Origin of the sequence: Pseudomonas benzenivorans (assembly GCF_024397895.1) — a bacterium.
Classification (GTDB): Bacteria; Pseudomonadota; Gammaproteobacteria; order Pseudomonadales; family Pseudomonadaceae; genus Aquipseudomonas; species Aquipseudomonas benzenivorans_A.
This window is the reverse complement of record NZ_CP073346.1, coordinates 514,704-539,185: the sequence shown is the minus strand read 5'-3', so window position 1 is coordinate 539,185 and position 24,482 is coordinate 514,704. Positions and strand designations below refer to the sequence as shown.

Below are 24,482 nucleotides of genomic sequence, written 5' to 3'. Positions count from 1 at the left end.
TTGTGTTCGCGCCGCATGACGCTTGTCGCAACGTCTTTCTGAGGAGCTTTCATGGCACAGTTGATTACTCCCACGCCCGTGGCCGAACTCACCGCAATGCTGCAGGAAAACTGTGATCGGGATTTTTCCGATGCCCGGTCAATGCCGCCAGAGGTCTACACCTCTGCACAGTTTCTCGAACTCGAAAAGCAGCAACTTTTTCGCACGCAATGGGTATGCGTGGGCCGTGCCAGTCGTTTGCAGAATACCGGCGATTATCTGACTTGTGATGTGGCTGGCCAACCGGTGGTGGTGCTTCGCGATAACCAGCAGCAGATCCGCGCCTTTTCCAACGTCTGCCTGCATCGTATGTCGGTGCTGCTGCAGGGCAGTGGCAATGTACGCTCCATCGTTTGCCCCTATCACGCCTGGGGCTACGACCTGGAAGGGAAGCTTCGCGGTGCGGCACAAATGGATCGCCAGAGCGGCTTTTGCAAAAGTGACTACCAGTTGCCCAGCGTGCGTTGTGAGGTTTGGCAGGGCTGGGTCTATGTGACGCTGGACGAACAATTGCCACCACTGAATGAGCACCTGAGCGAGCTCGAGGCGCTGATCGGACACTACCGAATGGAGGACTACGTCGAGACCTTCCAGGAAGAACACATCTGGGACAGCAACTGGAAGATCCTGGCCGAGAACTTCATGGAAAGTTACCACCTGCCCATGCTGCATCGGGCGACGGTCGGGCCGCACTCGCGGCTCGATGAAATGGAGTGTCCGCCGGGCTATGAGGCGTTCAATTACCACTGGATCACCAAGGAAGCGTCGCTTGCGATTGGTAATGCGCACCCTGACAACCAGCACCTGGAAGGGCACTGGCGCAAGACCACAGCGCTGCTCAGCATTTACCCCAGCCATCTGATTACCCTGACCCCTGGGTATTTCTGGTACCTGATCCTGCAGCCGCACGGTGTGGATCAGGTGCACATCCGCTTTGGCGGCGGCCTGTCTCCGGAGTTCATGAACGATCCCAAAGCGGCTGAATACCTGAGTAGCCTCAAAACCTTGCTCGACGAAGTCAATGCCGAAGACCGCCAAGGTGTGGAGGCGGTGATGCGCGGAGTGCGGGCGCCGCTCGCGAAGCCTGGCCACTTGAGCCACCTGGAACGTCCTAACTATGACTTTGCACGTTACATTGCCAAACGAGTGGCTCAACAATGAAAGTTACTTCCATGATTAAGTCGCGCGCCGCTGTTGCATTCGGCCCTAATGAACCTCTGAAAATCGTCGAAGTAGATGTCGCGCCGCCCCAGGCCGGCGAAGTGCTGGTGCGCATTGTCGCCACCGGTGTCTGCCATACCGATGCCTACACCCTGTCGGGTCAGGATTCCGAGGGCGTGTTCCCCTGCATCCTCGGTCACGAGGGCGGTGGCGTGGTCGAGGCGGTTGGCGAAGGAGTGACCTCGGTCAAAGTGGGCGATCACGTGATCCCGCTGTACACCGCCGAGTGCGGCCAGTGCAAGTTCTGCAAGTCCAACAAGACCAACCTGTGCAGCTCGGTCCGTGCCACCCAGGGCAAGGGCCTGATGCCGGACGGCACCTCGCGCTTCTCCTACCAGGGTCAGCCGGTCTACCACTACATGGGCTGCTCGACCTTCTCCGAGTACACCGTGCTGCCGGAAGTCTCGGTTGCCGTGATCCCGAAGGAAGCGCCGCTGGACAAGGTCTGCCTGCTGGGCTGCGGCGTCACCACCGGCATCGGTGCGGTGCTCAACACCGCCAAGGTCGAAGAGGGCGCCACCGTGGCGATCTTCGGTCTGGGCGGCATCGGCCTGGCGGCGATCATCGGTGCGAAGATGGCCAAGGCCTCGCGCATCATCGGTATCGACATCAACCCGGCCAAGGAGGCCGTGGCCCGTGAGCTGGGCATGACCGACTTCGTCAATCCCAAGGACCATGCCAAGCCGATCCAGGACGTCATCGTCGAGATGACCGACGGTGGTGTCGATTACAGCTTCGAGTGCATCGGCAATGTGCAGCTGATGCGTGCGGCCCTGGAGTGCTGCCACAAGGGCTGGGGCGAGTCGACCATCATCGGCGTGGCGCCGGCCGGTACCGAGATCAGCAGCCGTCCATTCCAGCTGGTCACCGGCCGGGTCTGGCGTGGTAGCGCCTTCGGTGGCGTCAAGGGCCGCACCGAGCTGCCGGGTTATGTCGAGAGGTCGCAGAAGGGTGAGATCCCGCTGGACACCTTCATCACCCACAACATGCCGCTGGACGATATCAATAAGGCGTTTGAGTTGATGCACGAAGGCAAGAGCATCCGCACGGTAATTCACTTCTAAGCATTCATTCGGTGCATCTTCGGATGTACCGATCACGCTCCACAACTATCCACCACGAATCGGAGAAATTTATGTCGAACTTCACTCATGTAACTGTTGGCACCAATGATTTGGAAAAAGCTCGTAAGTTCTACGACGAGGCGCTCGGGAAGATCGGCTTAAAGCGGATCGCTGACCTCGGCGATAACGGCTCGATCTGGGGCGTGGACAAGCCTTCCTTCTTCGTGCTCAAGCCTGCAAACGGCCAGCCTGCTACTGTGGGTAACGGCGTAACTGTCAGCTTCGAAGCTCCAAATCGCGCCGCCATTAACGCCTTCCACGAAGCAGCTGTTGCTGCTGGCGGCAAAGATGAAGGTGCCGCCGGCACTCGCGACTGGGCACCAAATGCCTATGCTGCTTACGCTCGCGACCTGGACGGCAACAAGCTTGCTGTGTACTGCTTCCAAGCCGAGTAATGTGGTTTCAGCGGCGCCTCTTAGGCGCCGCTTCCGCCTGATTTATACGGCCTCCACGAAATCAAGGGCGATTCAACTCATTTTTTAGTGTTCAAAATCTATTTTTTTGTTTGTTGCACCTAAATGCTAGCGGGCTTAATCGAAGGCCAACTCATTTGTGGTGCCGGTATGGAACAGACTCAAACTGTGCGCGCTACTGTCGTCGTTCTGACGGTAAGTATTGTACTTGTGGCGCTAAATCTTAGGCCTTCAATGGCTGCTATAGGTCCAATTCTGTCTGCCATTCGCCAGGATGTACCTCTTACGTTTTCCATGGCCTCCCTTCTGACGATGCTCCCTGTCATGGCCATGGGGCTTGCCATGTTCGTGGGGATTGGTGTCGCCAAGGCTATTGGAGAACACCGGGCTATCGTTTTATCGCTGGTCATAATCACCCTGGCTACCGGTACTAGGCTGTTTGTCGATACTGGCGCCACGCTGGTCTTCACGGCTGTATTGGCAGGAATTGGGATAGCGATTGTTCAAGCGGTAATGCCTGCTTTCATTAAAGCGAGATACGCACCAAATGTGTCCCTGTATATGGGACTGTACGTCACCTCGATCATGGGGGGCGCGGCTCTAGCCGCTTCGTTCTCGCCCTTGGTACTGGAGATCACGGGGAGTTGGCGCTTGGGACTCAGCATCTGGGCAGGACTTTCTGCCCTGGCGTTGGTCGTTTGGATGACTCAGAAAACCAGTGCTGATTCGGTTGTCATAGGAAACTCTTCTCAACGGGAGAAACACTTTTCAAACAGTCGGTCGTGGCTCCTCGCGATATTCTTCGGATTAGGAACCTCGTCGTACACATGTGTGCTGGCATGGTTGGCACCGTACTATGTAGAAAAAGGATGGACTGAGCAGCATGCCGGTTTGATCCTGGGGCTACTCACGACGATGGAAGTGATCTCCGGACTTGCCACGCCAGCCATCGCTAACAAGAGTCACGATCGACGTAAAGTTCTCGTCGTTTTGCTTTTCCTTATCATCATAGGATTTGCCGGACTTGTAGTTTCTCCAAATAAACTCAGTCTTCTCTGGCCCTGCCTGCTTGGTCTTGGTATCGGCGGGCTGTTCCCGATGAGTTTGATCGTGTCTATGGATCACATCGACAGTCCAATGCGTGCCGGAGGGCTGGCCGCTTTTGTCCAAGGGATCGGTTATCTCATCGCAGGGCTATCACCGCTGTTAGCCGGAATAGTACGTGATCAAATGAGCAGCTTCGAATGGGCCTGGTGGAGTCTGGCAATTATTTCAGCAGTAATGCTTTTGATGGTATTCCAGTTCAACCCTCGACATTACTCTAGGCACTACATCTGAAAAAAATAACTTGCGATTCACGTTGTATGGAAGTTACGCCTAAAACGCGCTCCTCGTTGAGGGATCTGTATAGGCTGCATCGCGCATGGACCAGAAAATACAGCTTCAATAATCTGAATGCGCTTCTGAATGGTGCTCCCGGGCTCTGCCCGGGCACTATATCTTCGGCCTTGAGGCGCTATGGCGGCGGATACTGTCATGAACTGAATACCTGGTTCAGGGCGGAGCTTGAAATAGCGGGATTCAAGTGCAGTCCGCATCTTGCTATTGTGCTTTACGGAGCCGGCAATGCGACCCAGCGGCCCTCGCACTTGGTTTCAATTGTTCATGTTGAAGACGCCGAGTACCTGTGTGATACCGGCTTCGGTTTAGGCTTGCTATGGCCGCTTAGACTGGAACGTATTGGGGTGTCTCAGTCACAACATACGCTTTCCTTCCGTATTGTCGGGGAAGAAGGTGGGCGGATCCTGCAGTTAAGAGTGAATGGCGGCTGGTGCGACATGTATCAGTTTCCTGAGCAGACTGCATATGAAGAGGAGATTATCGCGGCGAACGTGTTCTCGTCTATGTCACCTGACAGCTTCGTATCCTCGAATTTAGTTGCTACTAGGTACGTCGGCGGGCGAAGAAAATCTCTAGTCAATACACGTTATCAGGACCCGGTATGCGGTGGTGCCGTGCGACTGGAGTCCGCTGGGCAGCTGTCCCATTGTCTGGCCCAGAATTTTGGGGTCAATCTGACCACTAAAGAAGCGCTAGCTGCTTTCCGTGTTGCTGCTAAGGCGGATAGATACCCGAGTCCAAACGAGATATTGCAGACGAGTACCTAAAAAATGAGATCCGGCATGTGCTGAGTCCGCCCATGATGACTTTGGTCTTTATGAGGGGTACAGATGAATCAGGTTAGTCACACCGCGGCACACTCTGGGATGGCTCTTTGGGCGGTACTGATCACATCGTCATTCTATGCAGCTGCTGAAGTCACAGGCTCCGTAGATCCTATATTTCTAACTGCGCTTAGGTTGGCTTTCTCGGCTGTGCTGTTTCTGCCTTTGGTTTTCTTGCGTGGAGAGGCGTCGCTGAGTCGGTCACACCTAGCTGGGCATGCATGGCTAGGTCTGCTTCTAGCCGTCTACTTTGCGTCGTTGTTTGAGGCTCTGCGCCATACAAGCGTCGTTACTACGGCACTGCTATTCACGCTTGTACCGCTCATGACACTGGGCATTGAACTTCGCCTTATTCCCTCGGCAAACAGCCGGGGGCGCATTATGCCTATGCTCATGGGGGCATCAGGTGCGGCGCTTCTAATCATCGGCCGAGCAGGCCACGTAGTGGTTTCGGAACCGTATCCAATCCTGGTCTATGCGGCAGGATGCCTGGCCATGGCCGTATACTCACCGCTCAGTCAATGGCTGAAGAAAGATAGTCTGCGACAGCGTAGCCCAGTCGGGATGACCTTCTGGAATATGCTGTTCGGGGCAGTTTTTCTGTTGGGCTATACCTTTTACGATGGGGGTTGGCGAACGGCGGCTCTGCTTGATGTCGCGGATATCGGATGGCTCTTCTATCTAGCGCTGTTCGCTACACTTGGTACGTTCTGGCTACTCCACCGCGCAACCGCCTCAATTGCTCCCGCCACTGTGATTTCGTACATCTACCTGAGCACGCTCATTACCACAGCATGCCACTGGTTTTGGTTTAAGCAGACACCGGTGATCTTAGAAATCACCGGTGCGCTAATGGTAGGTTTTGGGATGTTTGCTCTGTTCCAGGTTGGAAAACGGCGAGGTTCTGCCGCCGCTTAGGCGTTAATCTGGCGACGGAGTGACCGGTCGCCAGGCTCCAAGTTCTCGTTCGATGTGCTTGGCCAAAGTAAGAAGACTCTCTTCTCGCCAGTGAGGCCCGACAATCTGGATACCGATCGGTAGCCCTGTTCCGCTGTCTTTCCCAGCAGGAATGACCACTGCAGGTGATCCTGACAGGCTAAACGGGAATACGAAGCCGAACTGGCGCGGGTCATCCATGGACTTGCCGTGCCTAAAGGCAACGTCCGGAAAAACTGGAGTGATGAGTACGTCGTAGGAGTCGAAGAACTGCGCAAGTTGAAAGCGGAACGTATCAATCATGACCCAGTCCTGTTTTAGTTCGTCGACCGTGAGCTCAACCTTCTCGCTGAACTCAAGAAGCTTGTTCAGCGCCGGCGAGAACGCCGTTTTGCCCATGGCGGTGAACATGGACTTCCAGGCACGCCCCGAATCGCCGCCTGTGATGAAGGCCCTCCACAGAACATCGGAGGCCTCTTCAAGGTTTGGAGGGCAATCTGGCGTAACGCTACCCGTAGTTTGCTTTAATAGCGCTGCGACGCGGTCCACCACGCTTCGGACGCATTTGCTAAGTGGCATCCGGTTCGACTCGTAAAAGAGGGCGACCCTCATGTCTGCCAGGGGCACGCTTGGGACAAACGGGGCGTCTGTGGTGTCCGGGTCTCTACCATCGGCACCGCTGATGATACGTCCAAGCAGTTCTAAATCATCAACATAGCGCCCCATCACACCGAATGCCGAGGTGAGGTGGAAGAGACCTGATCGTTCTTTCGGAAACTGGCCGGTTAGCGGAACCCGCCCCTGAGTAAGTTTCAGGCTCGATATGCCGTTGAAATGTGCCGGAATTCGCACGCTGCCGCAGGCATCTGAACCAAGCCCGGCTGGAGAGCATCCGGACGCAATAGCTGCTGCTTCACCGCCGCTGCTCCCGCCGGCCGAGCGCAGCAGGTCATGTGGGTTGAGCGTCGGGCCGTACAGCAGGTTATCGGTCTCGAAAGCCATGCAGAGCTCTGGAACATTTGTGATGCCCAGAATAAGTGCTCCGGCTTCGCGAAGCCTAGCAACCACGGTTGCATCTTGGGTACTGGGAGCTCCCTTCAGCTCTGCAATGCCGCGGGACATTGAGTAACCTTTTACATGGCAGACATCCTTGATCGTCACCGGTACACCGTGTAGCGGACCTATAAATTCACCGAGCGAAGCCTGCTCGTCCGCTTGCCGCGCGTTCCGTAATAGCTCTTCACGCTCAGCGACGATGACCACAGCGTTTATCTTGGGATTCACTTGATCAATGCGATCAAGGTAGTGCGTTACAAGCGCTTCGCTGGTGAGCTCGCCTCTGCGTATATAGCCGGCCATTTCCTGAAGCGTCATCTGGTCAATATTAAGCATTAGCGGTCCCTCGTTTAAAGCCTAGAAAGCGGTTGGGTATCTGATACATGTTTCGAACGACCAGGGAGAAGGCCTTTACGCTAATTTTGGGTCGGCTAGCGATTGCATCGAGGGCCTGCTCAGTCATGTCTAGGACATGCAAAATGGCCTCGGGAGCTATGTTCAATGGCGGGTAGAAGCGGAGGACCGGGTTGCTGGCCTTTTCGTTCATTGAGTTCCCGGCATGCACACCTCGCTTGCTGAGCTCCATGCTCATCAGGGCTTCATATACAGCGCCGCGTAACCGAAGGCCGGTCATCATGCCAACCCCTGGTACGTCCTCGATTATTTCAGGGAAGCGCTGGGCTAAGCGATGCAACCCGTTACGCAAAATCCCGCCGTTCACCCTCGCTTTTTCAATCAGTCCGTTCTGCTGGATGTAGTCAATTGCTGCCAGGGCAGATGCGCATGCCGTCGGGTGCCCACCCATTGAACGATTGTCGGGCTCGATGGACTCAAGCGGATACAGTTGTGAAAGTCTTGAGCTATAGAGTGCGCAGGCGAATGAGGTATATCCGCCGGTAAGTCCTTTCGACAAAACCATGATGTCAGGGACAATTTGGTCGTACTCGATCGCAAACCACTTTCCGCAGCGGCCGAAACCGGTTTGGATTTCATCTGCGATCAGAAGAGTTCCTGTGGAATCACATAGTGCTCTGATATTCGCCATGTAGCCTACCGGCGGCACCTCCAGATGGGCTCCGCCGAGGATTGGCTCGACGTATACGGCACACACACCGTCCCCAACTGCTCGCTGCAACGCAGCAAAATCACCGTAGGGTACGTACGTCACTTCCTTGGTTGACGTTCCATAAGACCGGTGGTGCTGTTGTTGGCCGAGTATCGACATGGCCGCGAGTGTTTTGCCGTGATACGAGTGCGTCATTACGACTATGCCACGGCGGTGTTTCTGCACCTTCAACACGTAGCGCATGGTTTGCTCGATCGCCTCTGCACCCGAGACGAAGTAACGAATGTCTTCCCATTCCCCTGGAACGATATGGCGTAATCGCTCCGACAAGGCTTCGCGGACGGGATTTGTACGACCCGGAGGTGTCCACGCCATATCGGCAAGCTGTGCTTGTACCGACTCGCGGACGCAGGGATTTCGATGACCGACGATGAATACCCCATAGCTGCACGCGCAGTCGATGAAGGATTTTCCGGTATGGTCGGTAACATGGACTCCATCTGACTCTTTCTCTACGGATGTACGAGCGATCCGGTAGAGCTTGGCGGCCGAAGCACTCCAATGGCGCTCACAGTTGTTGAGAATTTGATCAAGCTGCAAAGTTGATGACATTACTCATGGTCTCCCTGACAACTGTAATGGCGCGCATAAGAACCTCTGGGCGGGCTGTAATTGGTAAACGCAAAACCAGTTCCGGTCCGACAGGCTCTGGTATGTACAGCCCCTGAGATAACAGTCGTTGCTGAATACCTTGCAGTACGGTTCGATCCTCGACGGGGACAGAGACCACGCTTCCGATGGAGCGCGCTCCAAGACGGCACAGTGCATTTGCCACCAACTGGCCGTTGCTGATACAGCGTTGAGGCGTATCAGTACGCTGGGCATACTCAAGAACCGCCAGGGCGGCTATGCAGGCCAGAGGGTTGCCGGCCGTTGTGCTGCCGTGCTTAGCCGGCGTGCTTCGCCCGTATACGCGGTACGCCATCGCTTCGGGACAGGTGTACATACCAATAGGAACAGCCCCCCCTCCAAGGCTCCCACCGATGACAACAATGTCCGGAGCACGGCCTACGCGTTGATAGCCGAACATGGTCCCCAAGCTGCCCATGCAGGTATCGGCATCCATACCAACGATCGGTACATCGGCGCCTCTAGCCTGACGGTACATGCATTCGAGCGTTCCATCCGAGGGAAGGCCCAGCTTGCCAGCGGCGTCGTAGTGTAAGTAGGTGTGGCAAACTGCGAAGCAGTCGCTCCAGTCAACCGTTGAAAGGTCGTCTGGCGTCTTAATTGGCTTCAGGCGAAGGCCCAGGAATCGCGTCATTTCCTGATAAAGATCAGGAGCGCCCATGCAGCGGCCATAGCTAAGCGATCCATAGTCACCACCCTCGAGATAAACGATGGTTTTACGCTTTGGATGTAGCCCTTTGCACAGTTTAAGTGCGCCCTCGAACGCCTCATCTCCAGAGTTGCAGACGTAGGAGTTATCCAGTGGATCAGGTAGCAGGGTCGCTATTGTTGTGCACAGGTTAATGAGTGGTTCGGAAACGAGCACTCGGTTCGAAAGACCCATCAGGTCCGCCTGGCGTATCACAGCGTCAATTATTTCCGGTACTTGAAATCCAAAACCACCGGACAGATCAATTATCGTAGACCCGTTGCTGTCGCGATACGACTCAAAGAGACCCGAAACGACGCAGTTATTGACCGTCATATAGGCTCCTTAGCGATAGCTTAATGCGTTAAAAATTATGCGGCGGCCGTCGGTGATTGGTTCCCGCCCGTGCATGACACGTTTGTTGTCAATCATTACCAAGTCATGATCCCGCCAGCCGATTGGGTGAGTGCTGCGCGTAGAGATTGTTTCGATTTCAGATATGAATTTCGCTGGAATTGGATGGCCATGCGCCGTGTCAATTACAGGGCGCTCATAGTTGAAGGAGGGGCCTAGAATGCTATTTGCAAAAGCGGGTCGGTTGCTGAAGCTGGAAATTTGGATGGCCGATACAGTAAATGCATAATGAATCGAGTCTTCTGCAGGGTCGTAGGCGATTCGAGTGTTCTCGTCTGCGTCGATAATTTTCAGTAGATCGTCGATCTGCACGTCGCGCGGATCGACTGACTCGCTCTTGTAGTGACACACCAGGCGACGCCATTTCTCCCCTGAGACTGTTCGACTGTAGCGAATAGCGTTTTCCTCAAAAAATGAGCGGCAGGGCTCCGACAGTCGGGCAAGCACCACTTCTCCGTCACAGATCGTTGTCTGCGAGCCTTTTCGGGGAGCCTCATGGCAATAGAACCAGGTTAGATCCGGCCAGAAGGGCGAATTGCCGTTCTCGCAGTGCAAGCCAACGGCCTGAGTACCCGCGTCCACCAATTGAGCGGCACCGCCAACCATCTGTCTCGCTGGGTCCAGGCTCAACCGGGAACTGTGCTGCTTGACCAGCTCGCTAAAAGCTTCGGGGCTGTGAATACAGTTTCGGAACAAGACAGCGCCGTACTCGCCGACTAATTCGAATAGTTCAGCAGTTCCTAGCTTGGCGAACTGATGAGGCGCGACCACTGCAATATTGGGGGTTTCTATTTGGGAGGCATGGTTTTCCATGAAGTCATTCCTTTTGACTAAACAGCTAGATACCTGGCATAGGCTGACGCAATCTCGGCCCGCTTGGGCCTTCCTGTTACCGTGTACAGTTCTGAGATCGCCGGGTCGGTCAGAGGCATGATCCAGAAGGCACTTGGTCTCTCGATATCAGAGAATTTTTCCTTGCACCATGCGGAGAGACTGGCTTGCCGCAAGTCGCCTTCGCTGACGATCAGGGCAACCACTCCATGTTCGTCATGCAGGAAAACGGCAGCGTCCTGAACTCCCTCATGTCGACGAAGCTCCACTTCCACTTGTTCGGGACATACATTTCGTCCGTTGGGTAGGCAGATGACGTTCTTCTTTCGACCATGAACGTAGAGATAGCCCTCTTCGTCTAGTGCGCCGAGATCTCCCGTGTCGAGCCAGCCATCTGCCGTAAATGAGCAGGCACTGGGATCGTCACCAGAGTAACCGTCGAAAAGCGATGGGCTGTTGATCTCGATTGTGGCGTCAGCGCCGACACGTACAGATACGTGGGGTAGGGGCTTGCCGACGCTGCCAATCCGTTGGTGCTGCGAAGTATTCATGCTGACGACAGACGCGTTCTCACTGAGTCCGTATCCTTGGAACACATGAATGTCCCGGCTTGCCAGGCAGCGCATGGTGTCCGTGCTTACTGATGCACCACCGCAAGTAATGTGAACTCTGGTCGACAGGTATTTATACAGCTCACAAGCTATAGGCTCGTCCGCGTCAATAATTTCGTTGAAGCGGGTGATCATCATGGGAGGGACAGTCATCGCTGTTGGCTGAACAGCTAGGAGCCACCGGATAATCTTGTCGGCTGTAGCTTCCGGTTCACCGAGCAAGGGTGTCGACTCGGCAAGGAAGTGGACCGTACCACCGCAGAGAATAGGCATGTAGACCGCAGTGATTTGCTCGAGGAGCAGGCTCAAGGGAACCACCGAAAGATAGTTGTGGTGCGCGTCTCGCGGCATGCCTTCTCTCAACGAGTTGAGTACCCGGCCAATTGCCGAAATCTTCAGTTGCACCCCTTTGGGCCGATTGGTTGTACCGGAGGTATGAATGACCTTGCAGGTCCAGTCGTCGCGCTGCTCCGTAGGCCAGTCCAGGACGCTAGCTTGAGGCGCTTCGCCTAGACGCAGTACGGAGCGCTCATCGAGATCAAGACCCCATTTTTCTTTCAGTGTCCGAGCCCCCGCTGCATCGACAAGAAAGCCGTCGCATCGCGTAGCCAAGTGCTCTGCCTGCGCTCGACTGAAGGCTAGAGGTAGCGGCAAGGAAGTGCTTCCAGAGAGCAAGCAGGCCAAGTCTGCTACGACCCACTCGCTGCTGTTTCTGGCCAGGATGCCTATCACTGGTCGGCGAGGTCCGCCATGAAAGCGATTGAGAATCTCAGCTGCGAGCCCAAGCGAGCTTTGCTCAACCTGACTGTAGGTAAGGGCTCTGTGTGGGCCGGATGGATTGTCTATTAGGTCTACAATGCAGACTTTTTCCTGATTATTCGTAAACGATTGCTGCAGTGATTGGAGAAAGTTGTCGCTCATCAGGACGCCCTCCTCGGAAATTCTGCGGGGGTGTGCGTGAAGAGCGTACTGAGAGTCATGGCAGCAAAACGCGACCGCTTTGGGTCGACCCTGATGAACCCGGTAACCGGCTGTTGCGCGTAGTAGCTACCCCAGTTGGCCCCGTCATCTTCTCGCAGGCAGCCAGGGTCCGCAGTGAGGAGGGGAGAGAACTCGATTTGACAGCTCTCCATCATCCTACGAACGTGAGGCGTTACCGTGCAGAGCAGATAATGGGCACCCATACACCAAGCGAGGAGGGGGATCATGTTTACTAGGATCATGCCGGCTGTGATGTGATGCGATGTGAGACTGCCTATTTCTGCTATGTTCGCGCGATCGACCTCCTTTCCAAAGCGGTCAGACAGTATCTGCTCGATAGGCCGAGACAAATATTGCTCCGAAAAAAGAGTGCGATCGTCAGCAAATGTGATACCTGCACAGGCAATGATCTTCTCTTCGGGGGTCTGGGTAACAACGAAATACTGAGGCGAAGGCTCAATGTCTGCGTCATATGACTTGCTAAATTTTTGCCTGACCACCTCTGATGCGTCCTTCCATAGGGGGGCCTGGCTCTCGGTGACTCGAATTAACATTCCTCTTCTCCGATGGAATTTACTGGGAGTGCAGCGAGGCAGAAAGTATTCGGAAACAAGGCGTCGCATAATTTAATTAGCCGAATCCGTGGCCTATTTTTTGAGTGCGCGCTTACGACCAAGGTTTAATGAAAATATCGGAATGATGTGCTAAGGGACTAGAAGACTAATGCTGAACAGTAATTTGCTACGTAAGCTAGATATGCAGGACCTGACTGTATTTGTGCACGTGTATGAGAGGGGGAGCGTCACTGAGGTGTCCGAGTCTCTATGCGTAAGTCAGTCCACGGTGAGCTATTGTTTGAAGAAGCTGCGCGCAGGGCTGGAGGATGAGCTTTTCGTTCCCGCACGAGGTGGAATGAGGCCTACAGAAAAGGCAACGAATATTTATCCGCATATACTGCGCATCCTTGAGTGTATCAATTTATGCTATGCGGGTACGATGCCGGCCTTGCCATGTGGAGAGGTTGCAGTATTCAATGTCCAAGCGCCCGAATATTTCGAGCTTCTGATCTTGCCAATGTTGTTGGCTGAGTTTCATGGCGCTGGGCATCCAGTGACTGTAAATGTCGAAAAATTTGGTCAGGATGTACCTGTCGAAGAAATGAGCAGCGGGGCGATAGACCTTGCTATATGTTTCGGGCCCAATTATCACAGAAGGCATCCTGGTCTAAAGTCACAAACATTGCTACAGGATGATCTGGTCTGTGTGGTTGACTCTAGTCATGCGCCTACTACACGTGCATTCAATATGGCTGAGTTTCTGTCAAGGCGTCATGTATATCCGACACCTTGGAGTACCGCGACAAACATGGTCGACGGGTGGCTTGCTCAGCAGAGCTTAAGGCGCGATATCATCGCTCGAGCGAATACGTATAGCTCTGCAGTAAGATTGCTCAAAGGGACGAATTATATATTAACTTTGCCCACTCGTATTGTTTCCCAGTTATGCGGTGAGGACTGGGTTGCGTGCTGTGAGCCACCGAGCGGTATACCATCCTTTACCCTAAACATGCTTTGGAATGAGCGCGCAGATCGAGACCCGGTAAATACTTGGTTTCGCGATCAGATATCGAAAGTGACATCCTCGATTTTCTAGCGATGGTCTGAAGTAGACCAACATTTTTCGACCAACTCGCCATTCGCAATTTTAACTGCGAAGGCAGGTCGAAATATGATCAAAGTCGTCGCTTTTTCCATGCCTTTTGGCTGCTGCGAGCGCCTCGCAGTAGCCATTCCCTGCATCAGAGGCGTGCCTCGCCTGCTGTGTTCAGTAGGTCTCGGCAGGCCATCAGCAGGTTCAATGGGAGAACGGCATCATTAACTGTGTAGTGTTCTTAGCCCATTCTCGGAATGTAAGTGCTCCAGTACACGATGCAGCCAGGTATAGGGCTCCTGCCTATTGGCTTTGGCGGGCTAGCAGGGTGCGGGCTTGTCTCTGAGCAGCGGGTTCTTGCGGCTGATGGCGAAGGGTGGGATACCGTTCTCGGCTCGGTTGTTGTCGATCGGCAGGTAACCTGCCTCGATGTAGCGCTCCAACTTGCCCCAGTTGCTGGCCACATAGCTCATAGCCTTGTCCAGGGTGCTCTGCCCTGCGATGTGCGGTTGGCGGCTTGTTCGCCGAGTTCAGTGGAACTCGTGCAGCGATATGCGAGTAGTAGCTCTTAACTACCAGCGTCGGGACAGACCATCAATCATTCGGTCGAGTCCTTCTCACCTTCGCTGATCTGTGTCTTGGTAGCGGTACGCAGAGTGGCAGCTCTACTGAGCTGGCCTGCGTATTTTCGTTGAGGATTGGTGCCGCGAGCTGGTGTTTTATCGCCTGGTTTGTCCTGCCCAAACGACGCAGTGTGAGCGGTTTTGACCGCCGTGGTCAGGCCCAGGCGCAGGCCAAATTTGCTCAGGATGGCTGCAATGGTGCTGACGGACGGATTACCCTTGTCCTTTTCGATTTGGTACAAGGCCTTGGTCGACATGTTGCACATGGCAGCGAAGGTGTTCTGGTCGAAACCGGTCACTTCAAGCCGTAGCCGGCGAATAGAGGTTCCTAAAGTTTCGTTGCCCATCTCGTGCTGCATCATGATGTCGTCAATGAGCTTTTTGCGCTCTTCGTTGGTGATCGCTTTCATCGAAGTCCCCATTCAACCAGGCGCCTGTCCAAATTGTTCAGCGGGATGGACTGAGCGCGTTTCACTTCCTCTGGAAGATCGACCAGCAGATCCGGTAAAGCTCGAAACATCTCAGCTGCCCCGAGCAGGCGCTCGAAGAGCACCTCAGGACTGACCAAGTCCTGGAAGTAGCTGCAGATCGCTCTCCAGTCCGGACTTCCTTTGTGTTCTGGCAGCCACTTGGTTACTCGAGTGATCCCTTCCGGATCGAGCACCATCGGAGCGAGGTCGTAGATTGGCGCTAGTTCGAATCTACCCTGGTATCTGAAAATGGCTGTGTTGCGTCCATGGTTGTCTGAGTTCCCGAGGATCCGGTTAAGCAGGTCGCGCCGCAGGTACTCGAAAACCAACTCCTCAAGTTCTCCGTCCTGTCCATTCGTGCGCCACAGGTAGATCAGGCGGCCGAGCACATCCTCGTGATTCATTTTCGAGCCAGGCTGGGTGTTGCCACATACCGAATAGAGCGACTCGATCGGGATCCTATCCACCACGCCCTTGGCGACTCGCCGATCAAAACGAGGCATCCACAGGCTCGGCTTATCGGCTTCTTCAAGCACAAGTCCATCCGTGGCTACCGTGCTCAAACCGAGCTGCGATATTGCCCTGTAGTAGTGGTACTCGGCTCGCAGGATGTTCTTGTCGCGCTCAGTCACTTTGTTACGCGCAAACTTCACCAGCCAATGGCGGCGAGCACGCTCGTCAGAAAGCATGGCATCGGCATAAAGAGCCCCATCCTCCGCCTCAACCATAATCAGCTTCGGAGCCTCTCCTTGCGCGCCAGTAGCCCCGCCCAGAGCGGCGCCGGATTCATACGCGTACTCGAGGAAGTCGTTCGTCCTGTCTACAACCTCCTTGCGCGGGAAGGCCTCCATAGGCGTCTGATCGATATGTTCGAAGGACTCCTTCACACGCAGGTGTCCGATGGGCGAAGGCGTGCAGCGCCCGAGGAGGAAAAAGTCCATGTCCATCCCATCCGGCCTTTCGCTACCGTAACGGTTCAGCAACGACTTACGGGCGGCACCAGCCGGAACAATGTCATAGACAAATGGAGGGTACCCTTTGCTATCAACATGGTTCCAACTCAGCGGAAGGTTCACGCTGATGGCTGGCTCGAGCAGGGTCTCCAGCTTGTCGATGAAGTCGACCAAGTAGTGCTGGTTGTAAGACACGCTGCACGTCGATTCCTCAATGTTCTGAGGGTTCGACACGGAAAGCACCATTGCATCGCGCCAATGGCCTTCAACGTAAGTTTGGATGGTGAGATGTCCTGGCATGGTTGCGCTATCTAGTCGGAACTATTATGCCGACTATTCTAGAGTAATAATGCGCTTCCAGTAAAATAATTCCGGTTTCCTAGCGTTGCAGAGATTAATCAGTATTATGATGCCGACTAATTTTGAGTCGATGAGGGGGATGGGATGTGGCGGCGTCCGGGTCAGACCGGCGAAGAGCGCGAGCACATCAACGCCAATCAGCGAGAGTGCCGTGAGCTACGCAAGGCGGACGAGATCCTACATCAGGCCAGTTAGATTTCGTTTAGGCCGGTGAACTGCATTTGGCCCATGGAGGTGTTCCCAAGCAGGTCCGCAGAGCCGGTGTTGGTGCTTCTAAAGTAGGCGGGCGTTTGCACTTTGCGCACAAGTCCGCTTAACGTGATGACCAGATGTCAGGTTTCAGTCAAACGGTGAGCGATGTCCTTGCCGGTCAACGGACTGCTGCTAATACCGAACCTCTCCTGCAGGGTGAGGTTGGCGGTAACGAGAGAGTGTAATAAGGTACTTTGCGTGCAAAAATAATAAAATGTGCTCCCGCGGATTATCCGGCTCATCCGCGTTGGGTTTTCAGCCCGCGATTCCGGCTGAAAACATGGTCGGTTTGGGCCGATGACGGTGAAAACAAGAACGAATGAAAAAGCATTTAAATGATCAGTTGTACGAGATCATCGCCTCAAGCATCAAGAAGGGAAGGCTGAAGAGAGGGACCTTACTGTTGGAAGGACCCTTGGCTGATCTTTTTGGCGTTAGCCGTTCCCCCGTGCGCCAGGCGCTGCTTAGCCTTCATCAAAGCGGCCTGATCTGCACATTTGATGGGCGTGGGTATCTGGTCGGTAAGGAACCGGACCAAGTTATCAAGCGCAAGCTGGAGACCAGCGACTTCAAGTTCAGCAAAGGCAGTGCGACGGCACCCAGAAAGACGGAAACCTGGAAGTCGGTCTACGACCGTATCGAGCGCGACCTGCTGCATCAGTCGCTGTTTGGTAGTTACCGCATCAACGAACTGGAGTTGTCGCGCTACTACTCGATCAGTCGCACGGTCTCGAGTCAGGTGCTGACGCGCCTATCGCTGATGGGGCTGGTGGAGCGTGACGAGCGTTCGCGTTGGCAATTGACCCAATGGGACGAAGCACGGCTGGGTGAGCTCTATGAAGTACGCCGCCGTCTTGAGCCCTATGTGCTGATGCGGGCCGCGGAGTTTTTAAGGCAGGAGCAGCTGGAAGGCTATATCGACCGCCTGCATCAGGCGATGAGCGTTTATCCAGACATGGACAGCAGGCAGTTCGATGATCTGGAAAGCGACTTGCACATCGAAACCCTGGGGCTCTGCCCGAACCGGCAAATGCTGCAGATTCTGCAGCGCACTCACTCGTTGCTGCTATCGGGTAAGCACATCCTGTTGGACAAGAGCTATTTCCCCGACGAGGAGCCGTTCTTTCGCGAGCACCTGACTATCTTCAAGCATCTCCATGCGGGGCGTGCCGATCTGGCGGCACAGAGCATGGAAGAGCACCTGATCATCGCCGAACGCAAGGTCAAGCAGCGCATGGCGTACTTCCGAGAGCACAACCGCATCGCGGCCGTGCCCTACCTGGAGCTGCAGGACTGAGGAGCGGTCAGGTGACCGCGCCGACCTGCCATGGAACGAATTCGTTGTCTCCGTAGTTGTACTGTTCGCTCTTCGACGGCGTGCCAGAGGCGACCTCGATCAGGATATCAAAGATCTTCTCGCCAGCCTCAGTGACGCTGAGTTCGCCATCGACGATGCCACCGCAGTTGATGTCCATGTCCTCTTCTAGTCGGCGGTACATGTCGGTGTTGGTAGCCAGCTTGATGCAGGGCGCCGGCTTGAAGCCGGATACCGAGCCGCGGCCGGTGGTGAAGCAGATCATGTTGGCGCCGGAGGCGACTTGGCCGGTCACGGACACTGGGTCATAACCGGGGCTGTCCATAAATACGAAGCCGTGCTCGGTTATCTGTTCGCCCCATTCGTATACGCCGTTGAGCGAGGTGGTGCCGCCTTTCGCAGCGGCACCGAGGGATTTTTCCAAGATGGTGGTCAAGCCGCCGGCCTTGTTGCCCGGCGAGGGATTGTTGTTCAGCTCGGCACCGTTGATGCGCGTGTAGTGTTCCCACCAGCTCAGACGGTCGAGTAGTTTCTGCGCCACCTCGTGGCTGGCGGCGCGGGCGATCAGCAGGTGTTCGGCACCATAGATTTCCGGCGTTTCGCTGAGAATCGCGGTGCCGCCATTGCGCACCAGCAGGTCGGCGGCATAGCCAAGCGCCGGGTTGGCGGTGATTCCTGAGTAGCCGTCCGAGCCACCGCACTGCAACCCAAGCATGATGTGCTCGACGCTTTCCGAAGTGCGTTCAAGACGGCCGATGTTCCTGAGCATCTCGCTCACCTGCTCGATCGCGCGGGCGATGCTGGCACGCGTGCCGCCGGCATTCTGGATGTTGAATACGCGGAAATTGGGTCCTTCGCTGATGTTGTAGCGCTTGAGCAGCGAGGATATCTGGTTGGTCTCGCAGCCCAATCCAATTAGCAGCGCGCCGGCGATATTGGGGTTGCAGGCGTAGCCCCAGATGCTGCGTTCGAGAAATTTGAAACCTTCCGAGTCGGTGTTGATGGCGCAGCCGCTGCCATGAGTCAACGCCACCACGCCGTCGATGTTGTGTTGTTTGAGCATCTCCGAGCCGTTGAAATGCGCTGCGACTGCGCGCGATACGGTGGCCGAGCAGTTCACCGTGGAAAGAATGGCGATGTAGTTGCGGGTGCCGACGCGGCCGTCCGCCCGGCGATAGCCCATGAAGTGCCGGCGTTGCTCGGGCGGCAGTACGGCAGTGCGCGCGATGCTGGGCGGCAACTCGTTGCTGGCGTGGTTGCTCGGCATGGACACGTTGTGCGTATGCACGTGAGCACCAGCAGCAATGTGCTGTGTGGCGACGCCGATGACCTGACCGTATTTAAGGATCGCTTCGCCCTTGGCAATTGCTCGGCGGGCAATCTTGTGGCCGCTGGGGATATCGTCCGCGGCCGCCAGGGCAAGGCTTTCGACACGGCTCCCGCTCGCCAGAGCTCTGCGCGCAACAGCTACTGAATCGATGTCACTGAGGATGACCACGGGTTGGTTTTGCGTGATGAGCTGCATGGATTTCTTCTCATTGTTGTCTTACTGAGTGGCAACGATACTGTCAAAAATGAACATTGCATGCAATATTTTTCAATGTTAAGGTCGGTGCCACATAGCCGCTCAGCGGCATAAAAACAACAATGTGAGGCTATTCGGATGGTTCCTGCTGCCCATCGCCCCCGGTCCTATAAGGCCGCTGCAAAGCGGTTCCCACTTCCCGCGAGTCGCTCTGAGTCGTCGGTGGCGCGTCATGCATAGGCTCGTTGAAGGTTATTTCACCCTGCTCAAGGTGCTGGCCGTTATCTGCCTCGTCACCATGGTGGTGCTGGTGTTCGGCAACGTCGTGCTGCGCTACGGCTTCAACGAAAGCATTCTGATTTCCGAGGAGATCTCGCGCTGGGCCTTTGTCTGGCTGACCTTCCTCGGCGCCGTGGTGCTGCTGCGCGAGCGCGGCCACATGAGCGTGGATCTGGCGCTGCGGGCACTGCCGTCATGGGGCGAGCGCGGCTGCCTGATCCTTTCCCAACTGCTGATGCTGGCCTGTTCCGGGCTCTTCTTCTGGGGTAGCTGGCAGCAGATGCAGATCAACTGGAATGTGCCGTCGCCAGTGGCCGGTTGGTCGATGGGGTTGTTCTACGGCTCAGGAGTGTTCTTCGGCGTGTCGGCCTGCGCGATCCATCTCTACGAGATCGCCCGGCTGGTGAGCGGTGGTGAGATACCGCGGCCAAACGATTCCCCCGAGTTGCATCAGTAACGCGCAACGGCATTTGCCGGCGCTCTGTCGGTACGCCAACTCATAATAAGAATTGGAGTGATGTGATGGTCATCATCGCAATATTCGTAGTCTCGCTGCTGGGTGCGATGGCCATTGGCGTGCCCATTTCCTACGCGTTGATCCTCTGTGCGCTAGCCATGATGTACCACCTCGATCTGTTTGATGCGCAGATTGTTGCCCAGGGCCTGGTCAATGGCGCCGACAGCTTTCCGCTGATGGCGGTGCCGTTCTTCATGCTTGCTGGCGAGTTGATGAATGCCGGCGGTTTGTCGCGGCGAATCGTCAACATGGCCATTGCCCTCGTCGGCCATATCAAGGGCGGCCTCGGCTACGTGACCATTCTTGCGGCTTGTGTGCTGGCCAGCCTTTCGGGTTCCGCGGCCGCTGATGCCGCGGCACTGGCGGCGTTGTTGGTACCGATGATGGTCAAGGTCGGCCACGACAAGGCGACTGCCGGCGGCCTGGTGGCTGCGTCGGGCATTATCGCGCCGGTGTTGCCGCCGTCGATCGGCCTGATCCTGTTCGGCGTGGCGGCCAACATCTCGATCACCAAGCTGTTTCTTGCCGGCATCGCACCGGGTCTGATGATGGGCATCTCGCTGTGCGCCGCCTGGTACATCGTTTCTCGCCGTGAAACCCTGAGCACCCGGCCGCGCGCACCGCGGCGCGAAATTGCCAAGGCATTCTACGAGGGCATCTGGGCGCTGCTGCTTCCGGTGATCATCCTCGTCGGCCTGCGCTTCGGCATATTCACCCCGACAGAGGCCGGTGTGGTCGCTGCGGTATACGCGCTGTTTGTTTCCTTGGTGATCTATCGCGAGCTGACCTGGAAGAGCATGTATCAGGTACTGGTCTCCTCGGTCATGACCACCGCTATGGTGATGTTCCTGGTGGCTTCGGCCATGGTCGCTGCCTGGATGATCACCGTGGCCGATTTGCCGAGTTCGGTAGTCGAGGTGCTGGAACCGCTGATGGACAGCCCGCGTCTGCTGATGTTGTTGATCGTGGCAATTATCGTGGTCATCGGCATGGCAATGGACATGTCGCCAATCATCCTGATCCTGGCACCGGTGATGATGCCAGTGGCCGTCGCTGCCGGTATCGACCCCGTCTACTTCGGCGTGATCTTTGTCATGACCTGTGCCATCGGTCTGATCACGCCGCCAGTAGGGCTGGTGCTCAACGTCGTTGCCGGCGTGTCGAAGATCGATTTCATCGCCACCATCCGGGGCGTGCTGCCTTTCTTGCTCGCGGAGCTGCTGGTGATCGGCCTGCTTTTGGCCTTCCCGCAACTGCTGATAGTACCCGCGCAGTGGCTCTACTGACCGATAACCCATGTTCCGCCGCATGATCGCGGCGGGGCGAATCGGGCGCTTCGCCCATTGTCCAGCCATCCGTGGCCGTAATAAAAACAAGAGGAAGATGCTATGAAATTCATCCCCAAAGCCCTCAGCGCTCTGCTGTGTTCCTCGGCGATGTTGTTGTCCGCTGCCGGCTATGCAGCGGAAGAAATCAATCGTCACAACATCAAGGTCGCCTTCGTCCAGGCCAAGAATCACCCGCACGGGCTGGGGGCGAAAAAGTTCGCCGAGATCCTCAAGGAGAAGAGCGACGGAAAAATGAAGGTAATGGTGTTCGCCAGCGGAACCCTGGGTGGCGATGCGCAAGTGATTTCCTCTGTACAAGGCGGCACCGTCGACATGACCCTGGTGACTCCTGGCCTGCTATCGGGCATCGAGAAGGGCTTCGGTCTGTACGGACTGCCGTTCCTGTTCAAGAACTCCGCCGAGGTTGACGCGGTACTCGACGGACCGGCCGGGCAGAACTTGCTGACCAAGCTGGAGCCACATGGCCTGGTCGGACTGGGCTACTGGGACCATGGTTTTCGCCATGTCACCAACAGCAAGCACCCAGTGCAGAAGTTGGAAGACATCAAGGGCCTGAAGCTGCGCCTGCAACAGATCCCCACCGCCATCGAGTCCTTCAAGGCACTGGGCGCCAACGTGGTGCCGCTGTCGTTCACCGAGCTGTACACCGCGATGGAAACCCGCACTGTGGACGGCCAGGAAAACCCGCTGGCGGCCATCGAGACCTCGAAGTTCTACGAAGTGCAGAAGTACCTGTCGCTGACTGGCCACTTCTATGACCCGCTGGTGGCGATCTTCAGCAAGCGGACCTGGGACAAGCTCAACGCCACTGAGCGCGAGCTGGTACGCAGCGCTGCTCTGGAGGCGCAGGCCTACGAGCGTAAGGTTTCCCGCGAGATGGACGTTAGTTCGCGTGAGGCGCTGGCCAAGCGCGGCATGCAGATCAACGAAGTGGCTACGGAAGAAATCGAGCGCATGCGTGAGCAGGTACGCCCGGCCGTTGAGAAGCTGATCACCGAGTACGGTTCCGATCTGATGGCCGAGATGAACGCCGAAATCGCCAAGGTTCGCAGCGCTCAGTAGTCCCCAGTGCATGGTCGGCACCTTGCGTGTGCCGGCCGCTGCCGTCACATGCAAGGTGAGTTTTTCATGACAACTATCAATGTCGGGTTCATCGGCCTTGGTTTGATGGGCCATGCCATGGCCAGCAATATCCAGAACAAGGGCTTCAGCCTTGGCGTCATGGCGCACCGCAACCGCCAGCCGGTGGAGGACCTGGTTAGCAAGGGTGCGCGCGAGTATGCCAATGCCGCTGAGCTGACCCAGGCGGTCGAGGTGGTTCTGCTGTGCCTGCCAGGCACGGCCGAGGTCAGTCGTGCCCTGGCAGGCGGGCAAGGCGTGCTAGCTGGACTACGCCCGGGGCAAATCGTGGTCGACTGCAGCACCGGAGACCCGAACTGCACGGCGCACGTGGCGGCGCAGGTTGCCGCTCGGGGCGGACATTACCTAGACGCACCGGTCAATCGCACACCGAAGGATGCCCAGGCCGGGCGTCTCAACGTACTCGCCGGCGGCGATTCCGCCGTGCTGGACAAGGTTCGTCCGCTTCTCGCGTGCTTCTCCGAGACCATCCATCATCTTGGCTCTGTGGGTTCCGGGCACAAGGCCAAGGTGATCCACAACTTTATCGCCCAGGGGAACGCCACGATTCTCGCCGAGGCCTTCTGCACCGCGGCGAAGAACGGCATCGACCTCGCCGCCTTCGCGGAAATCTGCACCATGAGCGGCGGCTACAGCCGGACCTTCGAGCGGATCATTCCCTATGTCCTGCGCGGCGACGACTCCGGGCAGCAGTTCGCCCTGGCCAACTGCGAAAAGGACATGCGCTATTACACCGATCTGACCAAGAGCACCCCGACCACCGGCATCGTTGCCGATGCGGTGTACCAGACGTTCATGCTGGCCAAGGCGCTCGGCCACGGCGACAAGTACGTACCGCGCCTGTTCGACGTGCTGGGCGAAATCAATGGCGTGCGTGTGCGAGTCGAGCAGGAGGAACAAGCATGAAGTTGCTGCGCTATGGCCCTCCGGGCCAGGAGAAGCCCGCGCTGGTCGCCCCCGACGGTAGCCTGCGCGACCTGAGTCAGCACGTGCATGACATCGACCCGCGGACGCTGGAGCGCAAGGTTCTCGACGAGCTACGCGCGCTGGATCCCGCCGGTCTGCCCCTGGTTGAGGGCGAGGTGCGCATCGGTGCACCCGTCGCCGCCATTGGCAAGCTGGTGTGCGTCGGCCTGAACTACGCCGACCATGCCAAGGAATCCAACCTGCCGGTGCCAAGCGAACCGGTGCTGTTCATGAAGGCCACCAGCGCGATCTGCGGGCCGAATGACCAGGTGATCATTCCGCGCGGCGCGCAGAAGACCGACTGGGAAGTGGAGCTGGGCATCGTCATCGGGCGCAAGGCGCAGTATGTCGAGCGCGAGCAGGCGCTGGAGCACATTGCCGGCTACTGCATCGTCAACGACGTCTCCGAGCGTGCCTTCCAGCACGAGCGCGGCGGTTCCTGGGACAAGGGCAAGGGCTGCGATACCTTCGCGCCGATAGGCCCCTGGCTGGTGACCCGCGATGAAATCGCCGATGTCCGCGACCTGGACCTGCGCCTGAGCGTCAACGACGAGGTGCGTCAGCGGGGCAATACCCGCACCATGATCTTCGCCATCGACGAGATCGTCAGCTACATCAGTCAGTTCATGACCCTCAACCCCGGCGACGTGATCTGCACCGGCACCCCGCCGGGCGTCGGCGCCGGCATGCAGCCGCCGCAGTTCCTCAAGCCGGGCGACCGCATGCGCCTGAGCATCAGCGGCCTCGGCGAACAGTGTCAGGACGTGGTGGCCTGGCAGCGTTGAACA

Annotated in this window: 22 protein-coding genes and 1 pseudogene; 13 read left to right on the top strand and 10 right to left on the bottom strand. The window is 56.5% G+C overall.

The features are described 5' to 3' along the window. The first annotated feature begins 51 nt into the window (after window positions 1–51). From KDW96_RS02325 to KDW96_RS02300, 6 genes are all read left to right on the top strand, one after another. Window positions 52–1,200: an aromatic ring-hydroxylating oxygenase subunit alpha gene (locus KDW96_RS02325; protein WP_255838794.1), complete on the top strand. Its 1,149-nt coding sequence runs from the start codon at window positions 52–54 to the stop codon at window positions 1,198–1,200. 11 nt (window positions 1,201–1,211) lie between these two features. Further along, entirely contained in the window at window positions 1,212–2,324 is a 1,113-nt protein-coding gene (locus tag KDW96_RS02320) for an S-(hydroxymethyl)glutathione dehydrogenase/class III alcohol dehydrogenase (protein ID WP_255838792.1), read from the top strand. 71 nt (window positions 2,325–2,395) lie between these two features. Further along, window positions 2,396–2,779, top strand: coding sequence for a VOC family protein (locus KDW96_RS02315; protein ID WP_255838791.1), 384 nt, complete (start codon window positions 2,396–2,398; stop codon window positions 2,777–2,779). Window positions 2,780–2,947: 168 nt separating this feature from the next. Then, window positions 2,948–4,135, top strand: coding sequence for a cyanate transporter (locus KDW96_RS02310; protein WP_255838790.1), 1,188 nt, complete (start codon window positions 2,948–2,950; stop codon window positions 4,133–4,135). A 26-nt stretch (window positions 4,136–4,161) separates the two neighbouring features. Beyond that, window positions 4,162–4,965, top strand: a complete 804-nt coding sequence (locus KDW96_RS02305; protein WP_255838789.1) for an arylamine N-acetyltransferase family protein — start codon at window positions 4,162–4,164, stop codon at window positions 4,963–4,965. A 63-nt stretch (window positions 4,966–5,028) separates the two neighbouring features. Next, window positions 5,029–5,940, top strand: a complete 912-nt coding sequence (locus KDW96_RS02300) for a DMT family transporter (RefSeq protein ID WP_255838788.1) — start codon at window positions 5,029–5,031, stop codon at window positions 5,938–5,940. A gap of 3 nt (window positions 5,941–5,943) precedes the next feature. Here KDW96_RS02300 and KDW96_RS02295 read toward each other — a convergent pair whose 3' ends face one another. The 6 genes from KDW96_RS02295 to KDW96_RS22125 are packed head-to-tail and all read right to left on the bottom strand — an operon-like array spanning window position 5,944 to window position 12,849. Then, on the bottom strand, window positions 5,944–7,350 hold the full coding sequence (locus KDW96_RS02295; protein WP_255838787.1) for an amidase: 1,407 nt from the start codon (window positions 7,348–7,350) through the stop codon (window positions 5,944–5,946). Next, the gene (locus tag KDW96_RS02290) at window positions 7,343–8,692 is read right to left on the bottom strand and encodes an aspartate aminotransferase family protein (RefSeq protein ID WP_255838786.1); all 1,350 of its coding nucleotides are present in this window, start codon (window positions 8,690–8,692) and stop codon (window positions 7,343–7,345) included. The genes KDW96_RS02295 and KDW96_RS02290 overlap by 8 nt, the downstream gene beginning before the upstream one ends. Beyond that, window positions 8,670–9,794 (bottom strand): aminotransferase class III-fold pyridoxal phosphate-dependent enzyme, encoded by a 1,125-nt coding sequence (locus tag KDW96_RS02285; RefSeq protein ID WP_255838785.1) that lies wholly within the window; start codon window positions 9,792–9,794, stop codon window positions 8,670–8,672. The genes KDW96_RS02290 and KDW96_RS02285 overlap by 23 nt, the downstream gene beginning before the upstream one ends. A gap of 9 nt (window positions 9,795–9,803) precedes the next feature. Then, entirely contained in the window at window positions 9,804–10,685 is an 882-nt protein-coding gene (locus KDW96_RS02280; RefSeq protein WP_255838784.1) for a TauD/TfdA family dioxygenase, read from the bottom strand. A gap of 17 nt (window positions 10,686–10,702) precedes the next feature. Continuing rightward, window positions 10,703–12,235: an AMP-binding protein gene (locus KDW96_RS02275; RefSeq protein ID WP_255838783.1), complete on the bottom strand. Its 1,533-nt coding sequence runs from the start codon at window positions 12,233–12,235 to the stop codon at window positions 10,703–10,705. Beyond that, on the bottom strand, window positions 12,235–12,849 hold the full coding sequence (locus tag KDW96_RS22125; RefSeq protein ID WP_370295287.1) for a thermostable hemolysin: 615 nt from the start codon (window positions 12,847–12,849) through the stop codon (window positions 12,235–12,237). The genes KDW96_RS02275 and KDW96_RS22125 overlap by 1 nt, the downstream gene beginning before the upstream one ends. Before the next feature lie 169 nt (window positions 12,850–13,018). Here KDW96_RS22125 and KDW96_RS02270 point away from each other — a divergent pair, with 169 nt between their 5' ends. Then, window positions 13,019–13,948 carry a LysR family transcriptional regulator gene (locus KDW96_RS02270; protein ID WP_255838782.1) on the top strand — a complete coding sequence of 310 codons (930 nt, stop codon included), beginning with the start codon at window positions 13,019–13,021 and terminating at the stop codon, window positions 13,946–13,948. Between the two features lie 257 nt (window positions 13,949–14,205). Here KDW96_RS02270 and KDW96_RS02265 read toward each other — a convergent pair. The 3 genes and pseudogenes from KDW96_RS02265 to KDW96_RS02255 all read right to left on the bottom strand — a co-directional run. Beyond that, a pseudogene (locus KDW96_RS02265) lies at window positions 14,206–14,457 on the bottom strand (IS66 family transposase); the annotation flags it as partial. Window positions 14,458–14,543: 86 nt separating this feature from the next. Then, a complete protein-coding gene (locus KDW96_RS02260; RefSeq protein WP_255838781.1) occupies window positions 14,544–14,978 on the bottom strand; it encodes a helix-turn-helix domain-containing protein in 435 nt (144 codons plus the stop codon). Next, window positions 14,975–16,291, bottom strand: a complete 1,317-nt coding sequence (locus KDW96_RS02255; protein WP_255838780.1) for a type II toxin-antitoxin system HipA family toxin — start codon at window positions 16,289–16,291, stop codon at window positions 14,975–14,977. The genes KDW96_RS02260 and KDW96_RS02255 overlap by 4 nt, the downstream gene beginning before the upstream one ends. Before the next feature lie 631 nt (window positions 16,292–16,922). Between KDW96_RS02255 and KDW96_RS02250 the strand changes: the two genes are divergently transcribed. Then, window positions 16,923–17,900, top strand: a complete 978-nt coding sequence (locus tag KDW96_RS02250) for a GntR family transcriptional regulator (protein WP_255838779.1) — start codon at window positions 16,923–16,925, stop codon at window positions 17,898–17,900. 7 nt (window positions 17,901–17,907) lie between these two features. Here the strand turns inward: KDW96_RS02250 and KDW96_RS02245 are convergent, their stop codons facing one another. Next, window positions 17,908–19,443, bottom strand: a complete 1,536-nt coding sequence (locus tag KDW96_RS02245; RefSeq protein ID WP_255838778.1) for a UxaA family hydrolase — start codon at window positions 19,441–19,443, stop codon at window positions 17,908–17,910. A gap of 232 nt (window positions 19,444–19,675) precedes the next feature. Between KDW96_RS02245 and KDW96_RS02240 the strand changes: the two genes are divergently transcribed. The 5 genes from KDW96_RS02240 (at window position 19,676) to KDW96_RS02220 (ending at window position 24,479) form a co-directional block, all read left to right on the top strand. Further along, window positions 19,676–20,179, top strand: coding sequence for a TRAP transporter small permease (locus KDW96_RS02240; RefSeq protein ID WP_255838777.1), 504 nt, complete (start codon window positions 19,676–19,678; stop codon window positions 20,177–20,179). Window positions 20,180–20,244: 65 nt separating this feature from the next. Next, window positions 20,245–21,525, top strand: a complete 1,281-nt coding sequence (locus KDW96_RS02235; protein WP_255838776.1) for a TRAP transporter large permease subunit — start codon at window positions 20,245–20,247, stop codon at window positions 21,523–21,525. Window positions 21,526–21,627: 102 nt separating this feature from the next. Continuing rightward, window positions 21,628–22,650: a TRAP transporter substrate-binding protein gene (locus KDW96_RS02230; protein WP_255838775.1), complete on the top strand. Its 1,023-nt coding sequence runs from the start codon at window positions 21,628–21,630 to the stop codon at window positions 22,648–22,650. Between the two features lie 66 nt (window positions 22,651–22,716). Then, window positions 22,717–23,634, top strand: a complete 918-nt coding sequence (locus KDW96_RS02225; RefSeq protein WP_255838774.1) for an NAD(P)-dependent oxidoreductase — start codon at window positions 22,717–22,719, stop codon at window positions 23,632–23,634. After that, window positions 23,631–24,479 carry a fumarylacetoacetate hydrolase family protein gene (locus KDW96_RS02220; RefSeq protein ID WP_255838773.1) on the top strand — a complete coding sequence of 283 codons (849 nt, stop codon included), beginning with the start codon at window positions 23,631–23,633 and terminating at the stop codon, window positions 24,477–24,479. Before KDW96_RS02225 ends, KDW96_RS02220 begins: the two co-directional genes overlap by 4 nt. Window positions 24,480–24,482 lie beyond the last annotated feature (3 nt).

Excerpts from the sequence above, each read along its gene's own strand:
- KDW96_RS02325 (WP_255838794.1), top strand. The coding sequence starts at position 52 with ATGGCACAGTTGATTACTCCCACGCCCGTGGCCGAACTCACCGCAATG.
- KDW96_RS02320 (WP_255838792.1), top strand. The coding sequence starts at position 1,212 with ATGATTAAGTCGCGCGCCGCTGTTGCATTCGGCCCTAATGAACCTCTG.
- KDW96_RS02315 (WP_255838791.1), top strand. The coding sequence starts at position 2,396 with ATGTCGAACTTCACTCATGTAACTGTTGGCACCAATGATTTGGAAAAA.
- KDW96_RS02310 (WP_255838790.1), top strand. The coding sequence starts at position 2,948 with ATGGAACAGACTCAAACTGTGCGCGCTACTGTCGTCGTTCTGACGGTA.
- KDW96_RS02305 (WP_255838789.1), top strand. The coding sequence starts at position 4,162 with ATGGAAGTTACGCCTAAAACGCGCTCCTCGTTGAGGGATCTGTATAGG.
- KDW96_RS02300 (WP_255838788.1), top strand. The coding sequence starts at position 5,029 with ATGAATCAGGTTAGTCACACCGCGGCACACTCTGGGATGGCTCTTTGG.
- KDW96_RS02295 (WP_255838787.1), bottom strand. The coding sequence starts at position 7,350 with ATGCTTAATATTGACCAGATGACGCTTCAGGAAATGGCCGGCTATATA.
- KDW96_RS02290 (WP_255838786.1), bottom strand. The coding sequence starts at position 8,692 with ATGTCATCAACTTTGCAGCTTGATCAAATTCTCAACAACTGTGAGCGC.
- KDW96_RS02285 (WP_255838785.1), bottom strand. The coding sequence starts at position 9,794 with ATGACGGTCAATAACTGCGTCGTTTCGGGTCTCTTTGAGTCGTATCGC.
- KDW96_RS02280 (WP_255838784.1), bottom strand. The coding sequence starts at position 10,685 with ATGGAAAACCATGCCTCCCAAATAGAAACCCCCAATATTGCAGTGGTC.
- KDW96_RS02275 (WP_255838783.1), bottom strand. The coding sequence starts at position 12,235 with ATGAGCGACAACTTTCTCCAATCACTGCAGCAATCGTTTACGAATAAT.
- KDW96_RS22125 (WP_370295287.1), bottom strand. The coding sequence starts at position 12,849 with ATGTTAATTCGAGTCACCGAGAGCCAGGCCCCCCTATGGAAGGACGCA.
- KDW96_RS02270 (WP_255838782.1), top strand. The coding sequence starts at position 13,019 with ATGCTGAACAGTAATTTGCTACGTAAGCTAGATATGCAGGACCTGACT.
- KDW96_RS02260 (WP_255838781.1), bottom strand. The coding sequence starts at position 14,978 with ATGAAAGCGATCACCAACGAAGAGCGCAAAAAGCTCATTGACGACATC.
- KDW96_RS02255 (WP_255838780.1), bottom strand. The coding sequence starts at position 16,291 with ATGCCAGGACATCTCACCATCCAAACTTACGTTGAAGGCCATTGGCGC.
- KDW96_RS02250 (WP_255838779.1), top strand. The coding sequence starts at position 16,923 with ATGAAAAAGCATTTAAATGATCAGTTGTACGAGATCATCGCCTCAAGC.
- KDW96_RS02245 (WP_255838778.1), bottom strand. The coding sequence starts at position 19,443 with ATGCAGCTCATCACGCAAAACCAACCCGTGGTCATCCTCAGTGACATC.
- KDW96_RS02240 (WP_255838777.1), top strand. The coding sequence starts at position 19,676 with ATGCATAGGCTCGTTGAAGGTTATTTCACCCTGCTCAAGGTGCTGGCC.
- KDW96_RS02235 (WP_255838776.1), top strand. The coding sequence starts at position 20,245 with ATGGTCATCATCGCAATATTCGTAGTCTCGCTGCTGGGTGCGATGGCC.
- KDW96_RS02230 (WP_255838775.1), top strand. The coding sequence starts at position 21,628 with ATGAAATTCATCCCCAAAGCCCTCAGCGCTCTGCTGTGTTCCTCGGCG.
- KDW96_RS02225 (WP_255838774.1), top strand. The coding sequence starts at position 22,717 with ATGACAACTATCAATGTCGGGTTCATCGGCCTTGGTTTGATGGGCCAT.
- KDW96_RS02220 (WP_255838773.1), top strand. The coding sequence starts at position 23,631 with ATGAAGTTGCTGCGCTATGGCCCTCCGGGCCAGGAGAAGCCCGCGCTG.